This window comes from Shewanella algidipiscicola, assembly GCF_003605125.1.
Lineage (GTDB): Bacteria > Pseudomonadota > Gammaproteobacteria > Enterobacterales > Shewanellaceae > Shewanella > Shewanella algidipiscicola.
On the sequence record NZ_QPQT01000005.1, the window covers coordinates 1 to 18,040 of the forward strand.

Here is an 18,040-nt window from a genome sequence, read left to right on the forward strand (position 1 = left end):
GCACACTCCCTGCCGGACAGGCGATTGATAACAGTGAAGATACAAATTTCAAAGACACTCTACCAACACTAATTCAGCCAAATGTTAAACCACAAAAATGCCAACACCTTCATTCGAAGTCCCACAACCTTTTGTCCAAAAACAATTTAACTTTTAACGGTTCTGTGGATACCAATTACGGCTAAATCGAAGAGAGTGATAAGTCGGTGTAGGTATGGCGGTGGGGGTTGGTGGCAGGGATGCCACCGTCGAGCTTATAGGGATATACTTGCAGCGCCCCACCGAAATACCTGCACGAAAGGCATGCTGCAGGCAATTGGTTGCCATAAAGGTTAACGCTACCATCAATCAATAAAAACTAACTCGACTAAATGCTACAAGCAAAAAAGCCAACACCTTCATTCGAAGTCCCACAACCTTTTGTCCAAAAACAATTTAACTTTTGATTGTCCAAGTGACACGAGTAAGGTCAAATCGAAGAGATTAAGAACTCGGTGTAGGTGCGGCTGAGGCCTTCGATTTCAGGGATGAAATCGCAGAGCGCCTAGGGATGGCTCTTGTTTAACAAAAAGTCAGCGGTGCCGAGGAAGTACCTGCACGAAAGGCATGCTGCAGGCAATTGGCTGCCATAAAGGTTAACGCTACCATCAATCAATAAAAACCAACTCGACTAAATGTTACAAGCCCAAAAAAGCCAACACCTTGATTCGAAGGCCTGCATTCTTTCATATCCATGTGATCACGACATTTGTGTATCAGTGAAATAAAACAAATCAACAAAATGCCACAAGCAAAAAAGCGCAATATGGTCATAGCTAGCACACCAAAGCGCCAAAATATGTGCATCTGCACAAAATTGTCTTATAAACCCCTTGAAGATTCATCAATTTTAACGAAGCCTGATTATCCTTTTGTGCGGATAATAGCCTAAGCCTGAAATACCTTAGCCCTCACTTTAGGTGGTGCTGACTAAGCGGGTCATTGTTCGAACAATCAAATAAATATAACCCAAAGACAGGGACACCCTATGAGCCTCGTACTGATCTTGCTCGCCGTGATCGCGTTTATCGTTATCGCCACGTCGAAATTTAAATTACATCCGTTTTTAACCCTTATTCTCGCGTCATTTATCGCTGCATTTGCCTACGGGCTACCAAGTGCTGATATTGCCAAAACCATCACCTCTGGCTTTGGTGGCATCTTAGGCTATATCGGCCTAGTGATTGTATTAGGTACCATTATTGGCACCATCTTAGAAAAAAGTGGCGCGGCTATCACCATGGCTGACGTGGTCATTAAGGTGCTGGGGCAACGCTTTCCCACCCTCACCATGTCGATCATAGGTTACTTGGTATCCATACCGGTATTTTGTGACTCAGGCTTTGTGATCTTAAACTCGCTGAAACAATCGATGGCCAATCGCATGAAGGTCTCAAGCGTGTCGATGAGTGTCGCCTTAGCCACCGGCCTGTATGCCACCCATACCTTTGTGCCGCCAACGCCAGGCCCTATTGCGGCGGCAGGTAATTTAGGCCTCGAATCAAATCTTGGATTGGTGATTGGTGTCGGTATTGTCGTCGCTGCCGTTGCCGCCTTGGCTGGCATGTTGTGGGCCAACCGTTTTGCCAATGTTGAGCCCGATGGTGAAGGCGCACAAGAGCTTAAAGAGAGTGTCGAAGATTTTGATAGTTTAAAAGCCGCTTACGGCAAACTGCCTAGTCCAAGCAAAGCCTTTGCACCTATCTTCGTGCCGATACTGTTAATCTGTTTAGGTTCTATCGCTAAGTTTCCGTCACAACCCTTAGGCGATGGCAACCTCTTTGCAGTGCTCTCTTTCTTAGGGCAGCCTGTAAATGCCTTGATGATTGGCTTAATGTTGTCGCTGGCATTACTTAAGAGTGATAATCGCATCAAAGAGTTTAGCGATCGTATCAGCCATGGTTTGGTCGTCGCCGCCCCGATTTTACTGATCACCGGTGCTGGCGGCGCATTTGGCGCGGTATTGAAAGCCACCGAAATTGGTAACTTCCTTGGCAGTTCATTGTCGGCTCTGGGCATCGGCATCTTTATGCCCTTTATTGTTGCTGCGGCGCTCAAGTCGGCGCAAGGCTCATCCACCGTCGCCTTAGTGGCCACCTCGGCTATGGTTGCGCCTATGCTTGGCGATATTGGTTTAGCAAGCGAAATGGGCCGGGTGTTGACCGTCATGGCCATTGGTGCAGGCGCCATGACAGTCTCCCATGCTAACGATAGCTTCTTTTGGGTCGTCACCCAGTTTAGCCGCATGAGCGTTAAGCAAGCCTATAAAGCGCAGACAATGGCTACTTTAATTCAAGGCGTTACCGCAATGATTTTAGTGTATCTACTGAGTCTTGTGCTGCTGTAAACAATAATCATCAGCATGGGCCTCGCCATTAATCGAGACCCATGCTGCTTATCACGCAAGATGTGCGCCCCCTTTTCCGCCCACGGCTTGTCACTCCATTTTTAGATCACAGGATGTTTCAATGAAGATAGTCATTGCGCCCGATTCGTATAAAGAAAGCTTGAGCGCCATGGAAGTTGCCACCGAAATAGAGCGTGGATTTCGCCAAGTACTGCCCAATGCCGACTATATTAAAGTGCCTGTAGCCGACGGCGGCGAAGGGACGGTGCAATCTATGGTTGATGCCACTGAGGGTAAGCTTGTCACCTTGTCGGTAATTGGTCCTCTTGGCAATCGCGTCGAGGCTCACTATGGCATCTTAGGCCAACGGCGTCATGCCCTCGGTGACAGCAGCAATCAGAGCGACGCTATGGCGCAGGCTCACACCGCCATCATTGAAATGGCATCGGCATCAGGGCTTCATCATGTGCCGCTTGAGCAGCGTAATCCACTGCTCACCACCAGTTATGGCACAGGCCAGTTGATCCGCCATGCGCTCGATGCAGGCATTAACCATATCATCATCGGCCTTGGCGGCAGCGCCACTAACGATGGCGGCGCCGGCATGCTACAGGCCTTGGGCGCTCAGCTTATCGATCAGAACGGTAAAGAGATTGCCGCTGGCGGTGCGGCGCTCGCCACTCTCAAGCGTATCGATATCAGCGGACTCGATCCACGCTTAAACCATTGCCATATTGAGGTAGCCTGTGATGTCGACAATCCGCTGTGCGGCGATAAAGGCGCATCAGCCATTTTTGGCCCACAAAAAGGGGCAACCCCCACCATGGTCGCACAGCTCGATGCGGCGCTGGCTCATTTTGCCGATATCACTCGCGCCGCCGGACTGGCCGAATGCCGCGACATAGCTGGCGCTGGCGCGGCTGGCGGCATGGGCTTTGCGGTACTGGCTTACCTTAAGGGTGAACTCAAACCCGGTATCGATATCGTGATGCAAACCGTCAATTTAGCCGCGATCATTCGCGGCGCCGATCTGGTGATCACAGGTGAAGGCCGGCTCGACAGCCAAACCTTGCATGGTAAAACCCCCATGGGTGTCGCCCGAGAAGCCAATAAGCAGGGGATTGCTGTTATTGCCATTGCCGGATGCGTCAGTGATGATGCCAATGTGCTACTCAATCATGGCTTTTGCGCACTTTTTTCGACCACTCCTAGAGCAATGCCGCTTAACCAAGTGCTGGCCAGCGCCAAACATAATTTATACTCCACCTCGGTGAGCATTGCCGCGCTGTATAATACCAATCGCACTCGTTAACCTTATGAGGGTAAAGGGATCGGCTCAACCCCTTTATCCTGATAAACAACGGCCATTTAACTTTTCCCCTTGATGCGTTATAAAGCTTACAGTAAAGTGAGCTCCCATTTTGACTGACCATGTCCCAGCAATAAGGGAACGGGTCACAGTGAAGCGATGCACCTTGATGACATCTAAACAGACACGACAAGCAACGGCCTCTGAAGCAGCATTACTGCGTATTTTCACCTTGCCAGAAGCCCCCCACTCGACCTTGAGTCAGATTGAAAAAAATCTCTCTGAAAATCTCATGGGGTTCTTAAAAGAAAATATTGTCGCTGTCGAAAAACCCTTAACTGAAATCGAGAAAGATTTTCAGGCACACCAAATTCCCGCATCGCCGAGCTTCGTATCCGATTACGCCGAACAGATGATGCAAACCTTAATCGCTCACAGCGTGCACACCTCGGCGCCAAGCTTTATCGGCCATATGACCTCGGCACTGCCCTACTTCGTGCTGCCGCTATCGAAGATGATGGTGGGGCTAAATCAAAACCTCGTCAAAATTGAAACCTCGAAAGCCTTTACGCCGCTAGAGCGCCAAGTGTTGGGCATGATGCACCATTTGGTGTATGGGCAAGCTGATGATTTTTATGATAATTGGATGCACAGCGCCAACCATTCATTGGGGGCATTTTGCTCAGGCGGCACCGTAGCGAACATTACCGCACTATGGATAGCACGTAACCGCTTATTAAAAGCCGATGGGGATTTTCGTGGCGTCACCGCCAGTGGCTTACTGAGTGCACTGCGCCATTATGGCTATGATGACTTGGCCATTTTAGTGTCGACTCGTGGCCATTACTCGCTCGGTAAAACCGCCGATCTCCTAGGTATCGGCCGCGATAACATCATCCAAATCCCTTGTGCCAAAGACAACAAGGTCGATGTGGTTAAGATGCGCGCCGCCGCGAATGAGCTCAAGGCACGCAATATCAAGGTGATAGCGATTGTAGGGGTGGCTGGCACCACAGAAACCGGCAATATCGACCCCTTAAACGCCCTTGCCGATTTAGCCGCAGAGCTGGAATGTCATTTTCATGTGGACGCTGCATGGGGCGGCGCGAGCTTATTATCCAACAAGTATCGCCACCTGCTAGCCGGCATAGAGCGCGCCGACTCGGTCACCATCGATGCGCACAAGCAGATGTATGTGCCTATGGGCGCAGGCATGGTGCTGTTTAAAGATCCTCAGCTGGCCAATGCCATTAAACATCACGCCGAATATATTTTACGTAAAGGCTCAAAAGATTTAGGCAGTCAGACGCTGGAGGGCTCTCGTCCTGGAATGGCGATGTTAGTGCACGCCTGCTTGCAGGTGATTGGCCGCGATGGCTATGAAATTTTGATTAACAATAGCCTAGAAAAGGCGCGCGACTTTGCCGAGCTGATTAAGCAGCAAGAAGATTTTCAGTTGGTGTCGGCACCCGAACTATGCCTGCTCACCTACCGTTATGTGCCCGCCAAAGTGCAGCGTTTGCTTAAACAAGCGGTGCTCGATAACGACCTCAACAAGGTGAGCCAAATAAACGGTTTACTCGACGGGCTGACTAAATTTATACAAAAACGCCAGCGCGAACAGGGGAAATCGTTTGTGTCGCGTACCCGAATCACCCCAGAAGATAACCTTGAGCTCACCTCTGTGGTGTTTAGAGTCGTACTCGCTAACCCGTTAACCGGAGATGATATTTTACAGCAGGTGCTTGAAGAGCAGCGCGAAATTGCCCAGCAAGATAACCCGTTTTTGCCGCAGTTGTTAACCCTATAACATAGCCTGTCCCACATCGATAGCGACGGCACAACCGAATATAGGCCGTTAATGCTCGGTGTCACTGTCTAAAAATCTGCGGCGATCGATCTCACTGGGTAAGGCGCATTGTCGCTGACCAAATAATCGATAACGCCGCCTTGCCACCTGCCGATAGCACCAATCTCTTAGGGGGCGAGGTACTATCTTAAACAGCCGCAATAAGGGCCAGCCACCAGACAGCGCCCCGGCAATGTCGAGTGCCGCATCGCTCTGGCTCATGACCTCAGCCCCCTTAATTAAATAGACACTGTCGGGATCATCGATATCGCACTCAACACCTCGTTGCCGCAGTAGCTGCTGAGCCTTAGGGCTTTGAATCGAGGCAAACTTAAATACCCCTTTTGGATCGCGCTTGACGATAAAGCGTACCGCGCCATGGCAGAGGTTACAGCGACCGTCGAAGATCACCACTGGTTGTTGTATCACGCGCCACTCTTGTTTAGTTTATCACTTAGCACGACCATAACATCGCCCGTGGAACAGGGCAATTCGGTACAAAAACCGTCGGTAAATTTAGGCTATGCTGAACCATCGACAGCAACGCCAACATGGACAAGCACAGCAGTAAAGAGACCTCATAGAGCCAGATAGGTTGCACGGCGATACAGAGCGCAAGTTTACCGCGGCCTTATAGCCCCTCGTTGCCAGGCTCGCATCGGGCCAGTGACACTGCGGCCTTATAGCCCCTCGTTGCCAGGCTCGCATCGGGCCAGTGACACTGCGGGCCTTCCATACAACGCCGTCATTTTGGCGATATAATCGGCCATCTCTTGGCCCGCCGAGTGGTCAAAGTGACTCCCCAACGGTAAGGCTCCAGTGATGCGATCGACACGAAAATTACGAAAGTCATTTCGCAGTTCGCACCAAGCCAGTAAGGTCCAAACCCCTTGCCAATAATAGAGCGCCAGCGGCCGGATCTGGCGTTCACTCTCGGCCTGATTCACATCCTGATAGCTCAACATGAGATATTCACGCTCTCTGGCATACTTTCGTAGCAAGTCGAGCAACGAAAACAGCTGGCTGTCGCTGTAAAAGTCGGGGGCAAACATCAGCGATTGATAAGCCTTAAGCCTATCGGGCAACACGGCTTCGACCTTTATCATCGCCTGCTTAGCGGCGCTAGCCAGCTCGTGCCCACCCTGAGCCTGTACCATGCGCATCCCCACCTGAATGGCCTCTAGTTCCTGCTCATTAAACATCAATGGCGGTACGCTGACCTCTTGACGCAGCAGGTAACCAACCCCGGCCTCCCCCTCGATAGGGATGCCAGAGAGGCAAAGATCTTGAATGTCACGATAAACGGTGCGAGTGGACACCTCTAAACGCTCTGCCAGCTGCTGCGCTGTTGTCAGGCGTCTGTGCCTTAGGATCTGCACAATTTGAAATAAACGATCGGCGCGGCGCATCAAATAACCTTAAATAACCAGGCCGCTCCCTATGGGAACGGCCGAGTGAACTCCTTATACTTCGACATGCACGCCGATATAAATATCGACGCTATCGGCCGTGGAATAACATTCGAAATCGGTCAAATATTGACGGCGATAGGGACAATTATCCTTGCCGAAATAAGCCCAGATCGTTTGCCAAAGCTCAATCACACTGCGGGGCATCTCTCCCTGAGCGCTGAAACAGAGATAGTTACCGGCCTCAAGCGTTAACGGCAATAACCCTTCGCCAGAAATCGTTCCGACGTCGACAGCTGTCATTAAACTAAAGTCACCATTCATGTCGCTGGCATAATCGTAGTAGACACCATAAACAGGCATCTTAGCCAAGATCTGCTCACCATACTGACCCATAAAATCCTGCCAGAGTGGACCTATCTTTGCTGACACCGACTCAGACTCGGCGCGGTTATTGGTACGCACGCTCTTGCCAATAACCGACTTCTGCGGCAGATTTACCGTCTTCATCTCAATTCCTTCTGTTATCCGTTGCATGTTCTGCAGGTTTAACCCGCTGTTAGACTAGGCGACCACAGGCCAACCTTGTTGCCCTCACTGTCGATAAAGAGACAAGAGTAACCACACTCGCCGTCATTGATCGCCATCGCGGGCATGACAATCTCGACGCCGGCACGCTCGAGTCGCGCCACCAACGGCGAGAGCTGATCGCTTACATGCAGATACACCACACTGCCATCTTTACTAGGACGCATGGTTTCATGCTTCACTAAGGCGACACTGGCGGCCTGCTCAAGCTCCGTTTCTATGATCGCCATCTGCATACCGCTCATCGTCTGCTGTCGAAACGTCACATCGAAATGTTGTACATAAAACGCCTGTGCTCGCGCGATATCTTCAACGGCTATTTCGCCCCATACCAAAGGTTGTTGCTGTAACATAATGCTCTCCTTGTGTAGCAGATGCGACGTTCACCCCTGAACACCTAACACATCTGACGACAAGGACAGCTTAACGCGCCCCTACTGACAGCTTGGTGTCAGTAGGGTTTAGCCGAACTCAAATATTGCCCCTTGCTAGCCGCTATGATTTAGGCAGCTGCTGCTGATGCTGCTCGATAAGCGCCTTCATCGCCAATGTAGCGCGATGATGCACCTCACTTAACGTCTCCTGTTCGCCAAAATCACACACCACCTCGTAGTAACATTTAACCTTAGGCTCGGTGCCAGAGGGGCGCACGATGACACGAGCACCATCATCTAGACAATAGATAAGTACATCACTGCTAGGAAGATCGATAGGCTCGATGCGCCCATCGGCAAAACGCCGTTTTCCTAGGCTGATATCATCCACAGACACGATTTTTTGCCCCGCAATCTCAGTAGGATTAAGGTTACGCAGTTGCTCACCTATGGTTGGTGAGTCATCACTACCGCTCAGGGCAATACTCACCAGCTCGTTGAGGTAATAACCATGTTGACGATAGATAGCTTCTAGCCTGTCCCAAAGGGTTTGTCCTTGGGAGGCCAGTTCGGCGGTTAATTGGGCAAAGGCCACTAAGGCCGATAAACCATCTTTATCCCACACCATGCTGCCGATGGTGTAGCCCAACGCTTCTTCATAGGCAAACAAAAACTGGTTGTCTGCCGATTGCTTACTCATCCCCACGTTCGTCAGCCACTTAAAACCCGTTAAGGTGGTTTCGCACACACCGTGCATCGCAATACTCACCTTAGATAATAGACTCGAAGAGACTATGGTACGGCAGGTGAGCCTTTGGTTATCGGGTGCATGGGACAGTAAATAGTGTCCTAACAACACCCCTACTTGATCGCCGGTGAGCATTTGATACGCCTCGGTTGCCGCCATAGAGGCTAAGGCATCGGGTTTTCTGACCGCCACCGCAAACCGGTCGGCATCGGGATCGTTAGCGCACGCTAACATGGCATTATGTTGGTGCGCTTCGGCGATCACCAAATCCATGGCACCAGCCTCCTCGGGGTTGGGGAAATTGACCGTAGGAAAATCGCCGTCGGGTTCTCGCTGCGCCGCCACCGAATAAACCTGAGTAAAGCCAGCATCCTTGAGCACAGTTTCGGCCATCTCGGCGCCAACACCATGCATCGCGGTATAGGCCAGACTCACCAATGCTGGTTGTGTATGATTTTGCAGCACTGTGGACTGTTTGATGCCATCACGGTAAGCCTGATAAAAATCATCGCCGAGCATCACCAACTGCTTGCTCGCCAACGCGTCTGATATCGGCATTAATGGCACCCGTTGCTGGGCAGCCTGTTCGATACGCGCCGCAATCCCCGTATCGTGCGGAGGAATAATTTGCGCGCCATTTTCCCAGTAAACTTTATAACCATTATATTGCGGTGGGTTATGACTTGCGGTGACGACTATGCCCGCAGCCGCTTTAAGGTGCAGCACACCAAAGGCCACTAACGGGGTGGGAGCCACATGTTCGGTGAGATACACCTTAACGCCAGCACTGGTCAACACGGCCGCAGCATCATAGGCAAACTGCTTAGAATCATGGCGACCATCATAACCTATGACCACGCCTCGACTGGCGGCCTGCTTGACTTGTGCCTTAAGGTACTCAGCTACCCCTTTGGATGTTTGTTGAACCACTAAACGGTTCATTCGCATCGGTCCTGCTCCAACCACACCACGGATCCCTGCGGTGCCAAAGGTCAATCGCCCACTAAAACGCTGTTCAAGCTCACGCTGTTCATCGTTATCGAGCATGGCTTGGATCTCATTATGACTACTGGGATCGCCGTCTAGCCCCAACCAATGTTGAATTTTTGCCTGTAGATGTGCATCCATAAAAGCCTCCCTTTACCCATCAATCCGCTATGCGAATATTACTATAACTAACAGTAAGTCGCGGCGCACGAGAGAACAAGTGAATTTGCATTAAAGGTAAGTATACTTAGCAAAGTACTCTGGTGTGATGACAAACCGCTATCGCCCGCTACCCTCTCAAACGTGATAGCCTTTTAGCTTGTGGACGGATGACAACTGTCAGTCTAATTCAGCGCGTGTACACCGCTGCCACTGATAGTTAATACTTTACCACTCACCCTAGCTTACGTACTTAACTTACGTGGTGCGATAAAGCTTGCATGAGGTAAGCTGTCTAAGAGACTCCGTTGAGTCATGCAGCTCATAGCATAAATACAACACAGTTTTTACCGGCACGCTTTGCACGGTATAGGGCGGCATCGGCGCGTTTGAGACTATCTTGATAGCCGCTATCATTGGTAGCCATGCACGCCACGCCAATACTGACCGATGCCGACAATCCAGATATGGCCAGTAGCTCAAATCGCGCAAGTGTGGACTGACGTAGCCGCTCGGCAAACGCCAAAGCTTGTTCTGCGGTCATACAGGGCAAGGCCAACACGAATTCATCACCGCCAAAACGATAAACACTGTCGGCTTGTCGACATTGCTCGCGGCAAGTCTCCGCCATGGCGACAATGATATTGTCTCCCATATGGTGGCCTAAGGTATCGTTTATTGCCTTTAAGTTATCGAGATCGAGCATCAAAATGCTACAAGGCCTACTATAGCGAGCCCACTGTTCATAATGCTGACTGACATCTTGCTCTAGTCTGCGCCGATTAAATAACCCTGTCAGTTGGTCGGTATCGCTGTACTCTCGCAGTTGCCGCTCCATTTCATGCCGCTTAGAGATATTGCTCGCCACCCACAGCACTACGCGCTCACCCGCTATTGTAAAGTCCAGCGGTTGGATACGCCCCTCAAACCAAATGGGCAGCTCTGGCCCATCGACTGATACGCCCAATACGTCTTTATCGGATAGCTCATATTCTTCAATTAATAATTTGTTGGATTGTAATGCTTGGGTAATTTTATCGAGGAACCACTGTGCCTTTTCGGCCGAAATAAGATTACTGAGGTGTGAGCCGACCAGTGCAGAGCCATCGTGATAGTAGCGCGCATCGTTGCCACCAAATACACCGAGGTATTTGCCACTTTGCGACAAGATAAACGTTGGATCGGGCAAAGCTTTTAGCACTGCGGTCATATGTTCAATGCGCACCGCATTCACCGCGCTAATATTAAGATGAGGATGACGTTGTGATTCGGGTAGATGCATGGCTGTGTCCCTCGAACACTTGAGGAATCCCGTGCAAGCATGACGCTTTATCCCCCAACAGACTATGCCCTAAGGTCAATGAGGTGGCACTTTTGTCCTAAAATTGTATTCATATTTAGATTACGTTTTCCACAACATAACAACAAGACAATTTAACCTTTAATAATTGATCTAACGCCTATTTTATGGCTAAAAATGACGTCGAAAACGCCATATACAGCTTTTATGGTTATTCATCAGCCGATAACGCATTTATCCATACCGCTCATAAGCCACTGACTTGCTTTTTACCTAGCACTGAGGCCGATATCAGCCTCTCATGCTTGGCAAAAATAGTGTAAACTCGCCCCCCAACAGCGGGGACCACCATCAAAATATAGCCGACCTCATGAACTTAACTAAATCTGAATATCATCTTACCATTACCCAAGTCGATAGCGATGCCGTCAGCCTCTTGGCGGCGCACTGTGGATTATCTAAACAGATCATTAAACAGGCCATGGTCAAAGGCGCAGTGTGGTTAAGTCGTGGCAAATATACCCAGCGACTACGGCGGGCAAAAAAAGCACTCAAGGTGGGCGATACATTACACCTCTATTATCATCCGGAGGTGTTGGCGCAAACGGTTGCCGATGCACAACTGATTCTCGACAAAGGCCAATACAGTATTTGGTATAAACCTTACGCCATGCTCTGCCAAGGCTCGAAATGGAGCGATCACACCACGATTAATCGTTTTGTCGAAACCCATCTTACTCCCCAACGTCCGGCATTTATTGTGCACCGGCTCGATCGCGCCGCCACAGGCTTAGTGATCATCGGCCACAGTAAAACCACCACGGCGGCACTGGCGGCGCAATTTGAACATCGGCAGCTTAATAAGCAATATCGCGTCATAGTCAAAGGCGAATTCCCCAAGCAGCGCCAAACTATAGACACAGATGTCGATGGTAAAACGGCGCGCTCGCACGCCGAGCTTATCGAATACGATGCCCAGCATGCTCGCTCGCTTGTGCAGGTCACTATTGAAACGGGGCGTAAACACCAGATCCGTATCCATATGGCCAGCATAGGGTATCCCGTGGTGGGCGACAGGCAACATGGCGATGCCGTGGCGGGCGATCCAAACCTGCAATTAACCGCCTGCTTTCTCGATTTCACCTGCCCGCTTACCCAAGAAAAGCTGCATATTGCCCTACCCGAGCACCTACAACCTCAGCTGGCCGCGCTCGATTAACCTTTAATCACAGCGCGGCTCAAGTGAACACAGGGCACACCTCGCAGCCTCGGCGGTCGTTAAGGCGTGATATCGGCTTTAGCTGCCGCTGGGTCGATAGGCTCATCACCTTCAAGTACCTCCTCGTAGCCTTTAGGCGGCGGTGTCCAGCCACGTTCACTGTTAGAATGCTTGTCACTTCTATCTCGCGTCATCGCAGTTTTAATGGTCTCTTCCAGCTCAATAAATAATTTGCGATAGTTATTGTCGAATCGCTCACCTGAGCTGTCATCACACCAGGCTTGATAGAGGATATCGGAACTGCGTTTTTCGATGCGCTTGAAGGTATTTTTTTGCTGCTCAACGTGAAAGGGATGAAACCCTAAACACTTCATCGCATCGGCCCCTAACTCTAACGCCGATAATAGGGTCTCCTTTTGGATAAAATCCGCGCCCGCGCGGCGCAGCATATAAGCATGACCACGGTCGAAGGCGCGCGCTAATATCTTCACCTGAGGGTAAGTGTGTTTAACGTATTTAACTAACTCGGTCGCACTTTCGGGGTTGTCCATCGACACCACTAGCAGTGAGGCCTCCTCGATACCTGCGGTGTGCAGCAGATCGGGGCGAGTGGCATCACCAAAATAACTTTTAACATTGATACTGCGCAGAATATCCACTTGGCTTATCTGATGGTCGAGTACCACAGTGTTAACCCCGTTGGCCGTCAATAACCGGTTCACCACCTGACCAAAACGGCCGACACCGGCGATAATAACTGGGCCTTGCTCTTCAATAATATCGGCCTCTCGGGCGTCAGGCGCGGCGCGGTAACGGGGTAAAATGAGCTTTTCAAAGGCGATAAATAGTCCGGGTGTAAGGAACATACTCAGCGCCACCACCAGCAATAAGGTTTGGGCTAAGTCGGTTGGCAATACATTATTTTGTACTGAATAGCTCACCAACACGAAACCAAACTCCCCCGCTTGGGCTAGGCTCAAGGCAAATAGCCAGCGATCGCTTTTTCTTATCTTAAACAGCAGGCTCAGCAGCAGTAATACTAAGACTTTGAGCAGCATCAAGCCTAATGTCATCAAGACAATGACACCTAGCTCTTGCCACAACCAAGCAAAATTCACTCCCGCGCCCACGGTGATAAAAAATAAACCTAATAACAAACCTTTAAAAGGCTCGATACTCGACTCTAGCTCATGGCGAAACTCACTGTTGGCTAAGACTACGCCGGCTAAAAAGGCCCCTAAAGCCGGCGATAACCCCACGAGACTCATCATCGCCGCAATGCCGATAACCAACATCAGCGCGGTAGCGGTAAAGATCTCTCTTAAGCCTGAACTGGCGACAAAACGAAACAGCGGCCGGCTCAAGTAATGGCCGCCAACCACCAACAGGGCGATGGCCCCAGTAATCACTAAGGCGTAAGCCCAACCGGGTAAACCAGCCACCAGACTCACCTCTTGATGTTGCTGCGCGGCAGTGCTAGCTAACTGCTGCGCCTTATCCACCAGCTCAGGCAACGCCAGCAAGGGAATAAAGGCTAACATGGGGATCACCGCGATATCTTGAAACAGCAACACCGAAAACGCACTGCGGCCACCGTCGGTTTTCCCAAGCCCTTTCTCATTGAAGGTTTGCAGCACAATGGCAGTAGACGATAGCGTAAAGACTAAACCTATGGTCAAGGCGATGGTCCATTGCACTTCAAAATAGAGCGCAATCGCCATCACGGCAGCGGCGGTCAACACCACTTGCAAACCGCCCAGTCCCATTAAGCGATGACGCATCGCCCACAACATTTTGGGCTCGAGTTCTAGCCCCACCACAAACAGCATCATCACCACACCAAACTCGGCAAAATGCTGAATAACGCTGGCCTCTTCGCCCACGAGCCCCACCACAGGGCCAATCACCACACCGGCTATGAGGTATCCCAGGACTGAGCCTAAGCCAAAACGTTTGGCTAAGGGCACGGCAATCACCGCTGCCACTAAATAGATAAACGCCTGTAGAAAATAACCTGTCATCACCTCTCCCTCTCGATAATGGTGTCCAAGTGATGATTTAAACAGTCTAGCTTAGCCGTCAGATGCACATTGACCCTGTCTTCAACCAAGGCCTTTAGTAGGCGTTGCCATTGACCTATATGGCGGGCCATGAAGTCATCTTCGATAGCGGTTCGGGCGCCAAACAGCACCAGAGGCGCAAGATAGTGCATGCCGGTTAAGCTGGCGGTCTGCTCCAGTGGTGCCAACAACTGACGCACAGTGAAATGGTTATAACCTTGCGCTTGATAAGCATCTTCCTTACCACCGGCGCTGACGGCGCAAAAAAAGGTTTTCCCCTTTAACACAGTGCCATCGGTGCCATAAGCGAAGCCGTATTCAAGCACCAAATCTTGCCACTCTTTTAAAATGGCTGGGGTCGAATACCAGTACAGCGGAAATTGAAAAATAACAATATCGTGCTCAATCAGTCGTTGCTGCTCGCACTCAATATCGATATCGAAGGTGGGGTATTCGCCGTAGAGATCGACAGCAGTCACTCCATCGATGGCCTTTGCCGCGTTAAACAGCGGAATATTCACTTCAGAGCGATGCTGGGAAGGGTGGGCAAGTAAAAGTAAAACACGTTTATGAGTCGTCGACATGAGCGTCCTATGCGAGGCGGCATGACGCAATATCCTTGCAAAATTATCGCGCCATAGGTCTAGATAAAATAGCTTGTAACGCCTTGAATCTCAAGCGTGGTCACGAGAAAATTGCACCTAAAAATGGCATTCTAAAACGCCCTTTAACCTGTTTGCCGAGCCTGTCTACTGATCCACATTGACTGGTTAATGTGATGGGACAAATGTGCGATGTGCATATCAGCGAGCCTAGGCCTGTTGATCTTTGCTGATTGAATGTTGTTCGAGACAAAAACGTGTTAATCGAGGCGAGTGGATTGCAGCCTAGTCATCTAAGCAAAATTCACTTAACAAAGAGTAAAACGTTTTTAGCCGACCCCTTCGGGCAGCGTTTGTTGCTCATTTCTATTGCGTTCTCAGCTTTTTATGTAGAATAACTACCCCACAAAGCTTCTGCCTTGCATAAATACTCAACAATTCGCTGCGAAAACAACCTTGAAAGCTCAACAGGCCCTAGACAAATCTTCTATCAAGGCCCGTGATCATCATGAGTTTAACACCATCCCCCCTATCTTGATTCCCATGGGGTTATGCCGCTCATATCTTCAAGGTTGTAGGGGGTCAACTGATAAACATAGTAATTAAGCCAATTACTGACCAACAGGCTACCGTGACCATGCCAGCGGGCGACGGGTTCTTGGTTTGGATCGTCGCCGCGATAATAATTTTGCGGAATGTCGGGATTAAGTCCAGCGTTTAAATCGCGCTGATACTCCTCATTCAAGGTCGACTTTTGGTATTCGGGGTGGCCCATCACAAACAGATTACGGTTACTGCGACTGAGCACCATATAAGCGCCCGCCTCGTCCGATTCGGTCAGCACTTGCAGCTCAGGATGTTGCTTTAATTGCTCAACATTCATCTCGGCAAAGCGCGAATGGGGCGCAAAAAACTCTTCATCGAAGCCGCGCAGCAGCGGAAAATGAATCGACGTACGTTGATGACAAAATACGCCTGAACGTTTTTTATCCAGCACTTGGCGTTGTAAACCATACAGATGATAAAGCGCGGCATGGGCTGCCCAACATAAAAACAACACCGAAGTGACATGGGCCTGAGACCAGTCGATGATCTCACAAATATGCTCCCAGTAGATAACGTCTTCAAACTCTACCTGACCAAGGGGGGCGCCGGTAATGATTAAGCCATCGTAATTTTTATGGCGCACATCTTCAAAATCACGATAGAAGTTATTCATGTGATCGATAGAGGTGTGCTTGGACGCTTTATCATGAATACGCAGCAAATCGACATCGACTTGCAGCGGCGTATTGCCCAGCAGGCGCAGCAATTGAGTTTCGGTCTCAATTTTGTTGGGCATCAGATTTAAGATCAGCACCTTCATGGGTCTGATATCTTGATTCGCCGCCCGGGTTTCAGACATGACGAAAATATTTTCTGATTCAAGGATCTCTGCCGCTGGCAGATTGTCAGGAATTTTTACTGGCATAGCGCGCCTCATTCAATCTTGTTAAGCACTCTTAAAGGTGCACAGTAATGAAATCGGCGCGATGACAACTACTTAAGCTTGTTGTCAGTGCACTAGAGATTGGTGCACTAAACAAACATTCAGGATTATCGGCCGACCTGCTGTACCAATACCGACATGGGTTCTTGCGAGCCAAGATCGATAGGGTACGCCTGAGTATTAATGAACATCAGCTGATCGTTATGACTAATTTTCGCCCCTACCGCATAAGTATGCCCAGGTTCAAATTGATCACTTGGGATCACAAACTGAAACGGGGCGGGAGTCGTAATATCACTGCGCTGCAGCTCTGCTATCACCACCGAAGGAGCATCCATCTTGGACACATCTTTCACCTGCACCGTTAATACCGCATTAGGTGGCAGCGCGATACGCTCTCTAAACCACACTTCGCCTTGAATTTCGACACTGGCATTAGGCGTCGCACAGCCACTTAGCACACTGGCCGCCATGGCCACAGGTAACAGCGGTTTTAACCATTTGTTCATTATCTAGCTCCTTATAATACATCAAGACATCTGGATGTCTATATGTCTAACCTTAATTAGATCAAATAACTGATCTCACAAATAACGTATCTCATCAAGAACTGTGAAAGCACGCATATTTGTGCAATTCCCATAAGTGATACACCTTGTCCTAGGATCAATATGTCCATATCATAGAACGACCACTTGTTGCGAAATAGCCTAATGACCCAAGCTACAGCCATTATTGTGGGCGCAAGCTCACTGCTCAGCCAAGAAATAGCCAAACAACTGGCCAAACAAGATGTTGAACTCGTCCTACTGGCTCAAGATCCTGACTCAATTAGTGAATTTGCGCAATCCTTACCGACCAAGGTCAGGGTTCAGGGGCTGCAAATTGACCAACCCGCGGCCATTATTGCCACCCTTGAAACCCTCTGGCAGCAACTTGACAGCGTACACTTAGTATTAGTCAATACTGGGCTTAATAGCTATGATGCCACGCTGCCTTGGCAACCGGAAGCCGACATTATTACCGTCAACGTACAAGGTTTTAGCGCCATCTGTAATACTGCCTTTAGGCTGTTTACCGAGCAAGGTTATGGCCAACTCGCGGCCATCAACTCTATCGCCGGCCTGCGCGGTGGCCCTAGTGTGGCTTATCATGCCTCAAAGGCTTATGCCAGCAACTACCTCGAAGGGCTGAGTATGCACGCCCAGCGACTCAAATTGCCTATCACCATTACCGATCTGCAACTGGGACTGCTCGATAAAGCTGCCCTGCAACGCAGTCGATTGTGGCTCTCACCTCCAGATGAAGTGGCTAGGCAGGTGATTAAGGCGATGCAATCGGCTAAGCGTAAAGCCTATATCACTAAGCGTTGGCGCCTCGTTGCCTGGTTAACTAAGTTGCTGCCTGAATTTATTTATAATACCCGCCACTGGCGCACTAAAGCGCAGCGTCTGGCTGAAAAGTCGGCTAACAATGCCGCCAACGGCAATCAGGATAAATCTCAATAACTCCTTATTGACTCACCTATGTGCCATGATCATGGGTGAGTCATTATGACCGC

General features: G+C 49.9%; 16 protein-coding genes. 6 read left to right on the forward strand and 10 right to left on the reverse strand.

Annotated elements, in window-relative coordinates:
* The 4 genes from DVO77_RS19110 to panP form a co-directional block, all read left to right on the forward strand.
* Positions 1-185, forward strand: a 185-nt coding sequence (locus DVO77_RS19110; protein WP_211328779.1) for a hypothetical protein, incomplete at its 5' end; no start/stop codon positions are given.
* A gap of 842 nt (positions 186-1,027) precedes the next feature.
* On the forward strand, positions 1,028-2,386 hold the full coding sequence (locus DVO77_RS06395) for a GntP family permease (RefSeq protein ID WP_119977760.1): 1,359 nt from the start codon (positions 1,028-1,030) through the stop codon (positions 2,384-2,386).
* A 121-nt stretch (positions 2,387-2,507) separates the two neighbouring features.
* Complete coding sequence (locus DVO77_RS06400; protein ID WP_119977761.1) at positions 2,508-3,698, forward strand: glycerate kinase; 1,191 nt, start codon at positions 2,508-2,510, stop codon at positions 3,696-3,698.
* 166 nt (positions 3,699-3,864) lie between these two features.
* Positions 3,865-5,505 (forward strand): pyridoxal-dependent aspartate 1-decarboxylase PanP, encoded by a 1,641-nt coding sequence (gene panP, locus DVO77_RS06405; RefSeq protein ID WP_119977762.1) that lies wholly within the window; start codon positions 3,865-3,867, stop codon positions 5,503-5,505.
* 48 nt (positions 5,506-5,553) lie between these two features.
* On the opposite strand, the gene DVO77_RS06410 is transcribed toward panP, so the two are convergent.
* The 6 genes from DVO77_RS06410 to DVO77_RS06435 form a co-directional block, all read right to left on the reverse strand.
* On the reverse strand, positions 5,554-5,973 hold the full coding sequence (locus DVO77_RS06410) for a thiol-disulfide oxidoreductase DCC family protein (RefSeq protein ID WP_119977763.1): 420 nt from the start codon (positions 5,971-5,973) through the stop codon (positions 5,554-5,556).
* A gap of 251 nt (positions 5,974-6,224) precedes the next feature.
* On the reverse strand, positions 6,225-6,953 hold the full coding sequence (locus DVO77_RS06415) for a helix-turn-helix transcriptional regulator (protein WP_119977764.1): 729 nt from the start codon (positions 6,951-6,953) through the stop codon (positions 6,225-6,227).
* 54 nt (positions 6,954-7,007) lie between these two features.
* Entirely contained in the window at positions 7,008-7,463 is a 456-nt protein-coding gene (locus DVO77_RS06420) for a GyrI-like domain-containing protein (RefSeq protein WP_110458667.1), read from the reverse strand.
* A gap of 38 nt (positions 7,464-7,501) precedes the next feature.
* On the reverse strand, positions 7,502-7,894 hold the full coding sequence (locus DVO77_RS06425; protein WP_110458666.1) for a VOC family protein: 393 nt from the start codon (positions 7,892-7,894) through the stop codon (positions 7,502-7,504).
* A gap of 142 nt (positions 7,895-8,036) precedes the next feature.
* Entirely contained in the window at positions 8,037-9,791 is a 1,755-nt protein-coding gene (locus DVO77_RS06430) for a phospho-sugar mutase (protein WP_119977765.1), read from the reverse strand.
* A gap of 340 nt (positions 9,792-10,131) precedes the next feature.
* Complete coding sequence (locus tag DVO77_RS06435) at positions 10,132-11,091, reverse strand: sensor domain-containing diguanylate cyclase (protein ID WP_119977766.1); 960 nt, start codon at positions 11,089-11,091, stop codon at positions 10,132-10,134.
* Between the two features lie 388 nt (positions 11,092-11,479).
* Here DVO77_RS06435 and DVO77_RS06440 point away from each other — a divergent pair, with 388 nt between their 5' ends.
* Complete coding sequence (locus DVO77_RS06440; protein ID WP_110458663.1) at positions 11,480-12,328, forward strand: RluA family pseudouridine synthase; 849 nt, start codon at positions 11,480-11,482, stop codon at positions 12,326-12,328.
* A 59-nt stretch (positions 12,329-12,387) separates the two neighbouring features.
* On the opposite strand, the gene DVO77_RS06445 is transcribed toward DVO77_RS06440, so the two are convergent.
* The 4 genes from DVO77_RS06445 to DVO77_RS06465 form a co-directional block, all read right to left on the reverse strand.
* Positions 12,388-14,349, reverse strand: coding sequence for a monovalent cation:proton antiporter-2 (CPA2) family protein (locus DVO77_RS06445; protein WP_110458662.1), 1,962 nt, complete (start codon positions 14,347-14,349; stop codon positions 12,388-12,390).
* The gene (locus tag DVO77_RS06450) at positions 14,349-14,972 is read right to left on the reverse strand and encodes an NAD(P)H-dependent oxidoreductase (RefSeq protein ID WP_119977767.1); all 624 of its coding nucleotides are present in this window, start codon (positions 14,970-14,972) and stop codon (positions 14,349-14,351) included. Before DVO77_RS06450 ends, DVO77_RS06445 begins: the two co-directional genes overlap by 1 nt.
* A 547-nt stretch (positions 14,973-15,519) precedes the next feature.
* A complete protein-coding gene (gene metA, locus DVO77_RS06460) occupies positions 15,520-16,461 on the reverse strand; it encodes a homoserine O-acetyltransferase MetA (RefSeq protein ID WP_119977768.1) in 942 nt (313 codons plus the stop codon).
* A gap of 125 nt (positions 16,462-16,586) precedes the next feature.
* Positions 16,587-16,988: a YbaY family lipoprotein gene (locus DVO77_RS06465; protein ID WP_119977769.1), complete on the reverse strand. Its 402-nt coding sequence runs from the start codon at positions 16,986-16,988 to the stop codon at positions 16,587-16,589.
* A 204-nt stretch (positions 16,989-17,192) separates the two neighbouring features.
* On the opposite strand from DVO77_RS06465, the gene DVO77_RS06470 reads away from it, so the two are divergent.
* Positions 17,193-17,987, forward strand: a complete 795-nt coding sequence (locus DVO77_RS06470; RefSeq protein ID WP_119977770.1) for an SDR family NAD(P)-dependent oxidoreductase — start codon at positions 17,193-17,195, stop codon at positions 17,985-17,987.
* Positions 17,988-18,040: the final 53 nt, after the last annotated feature.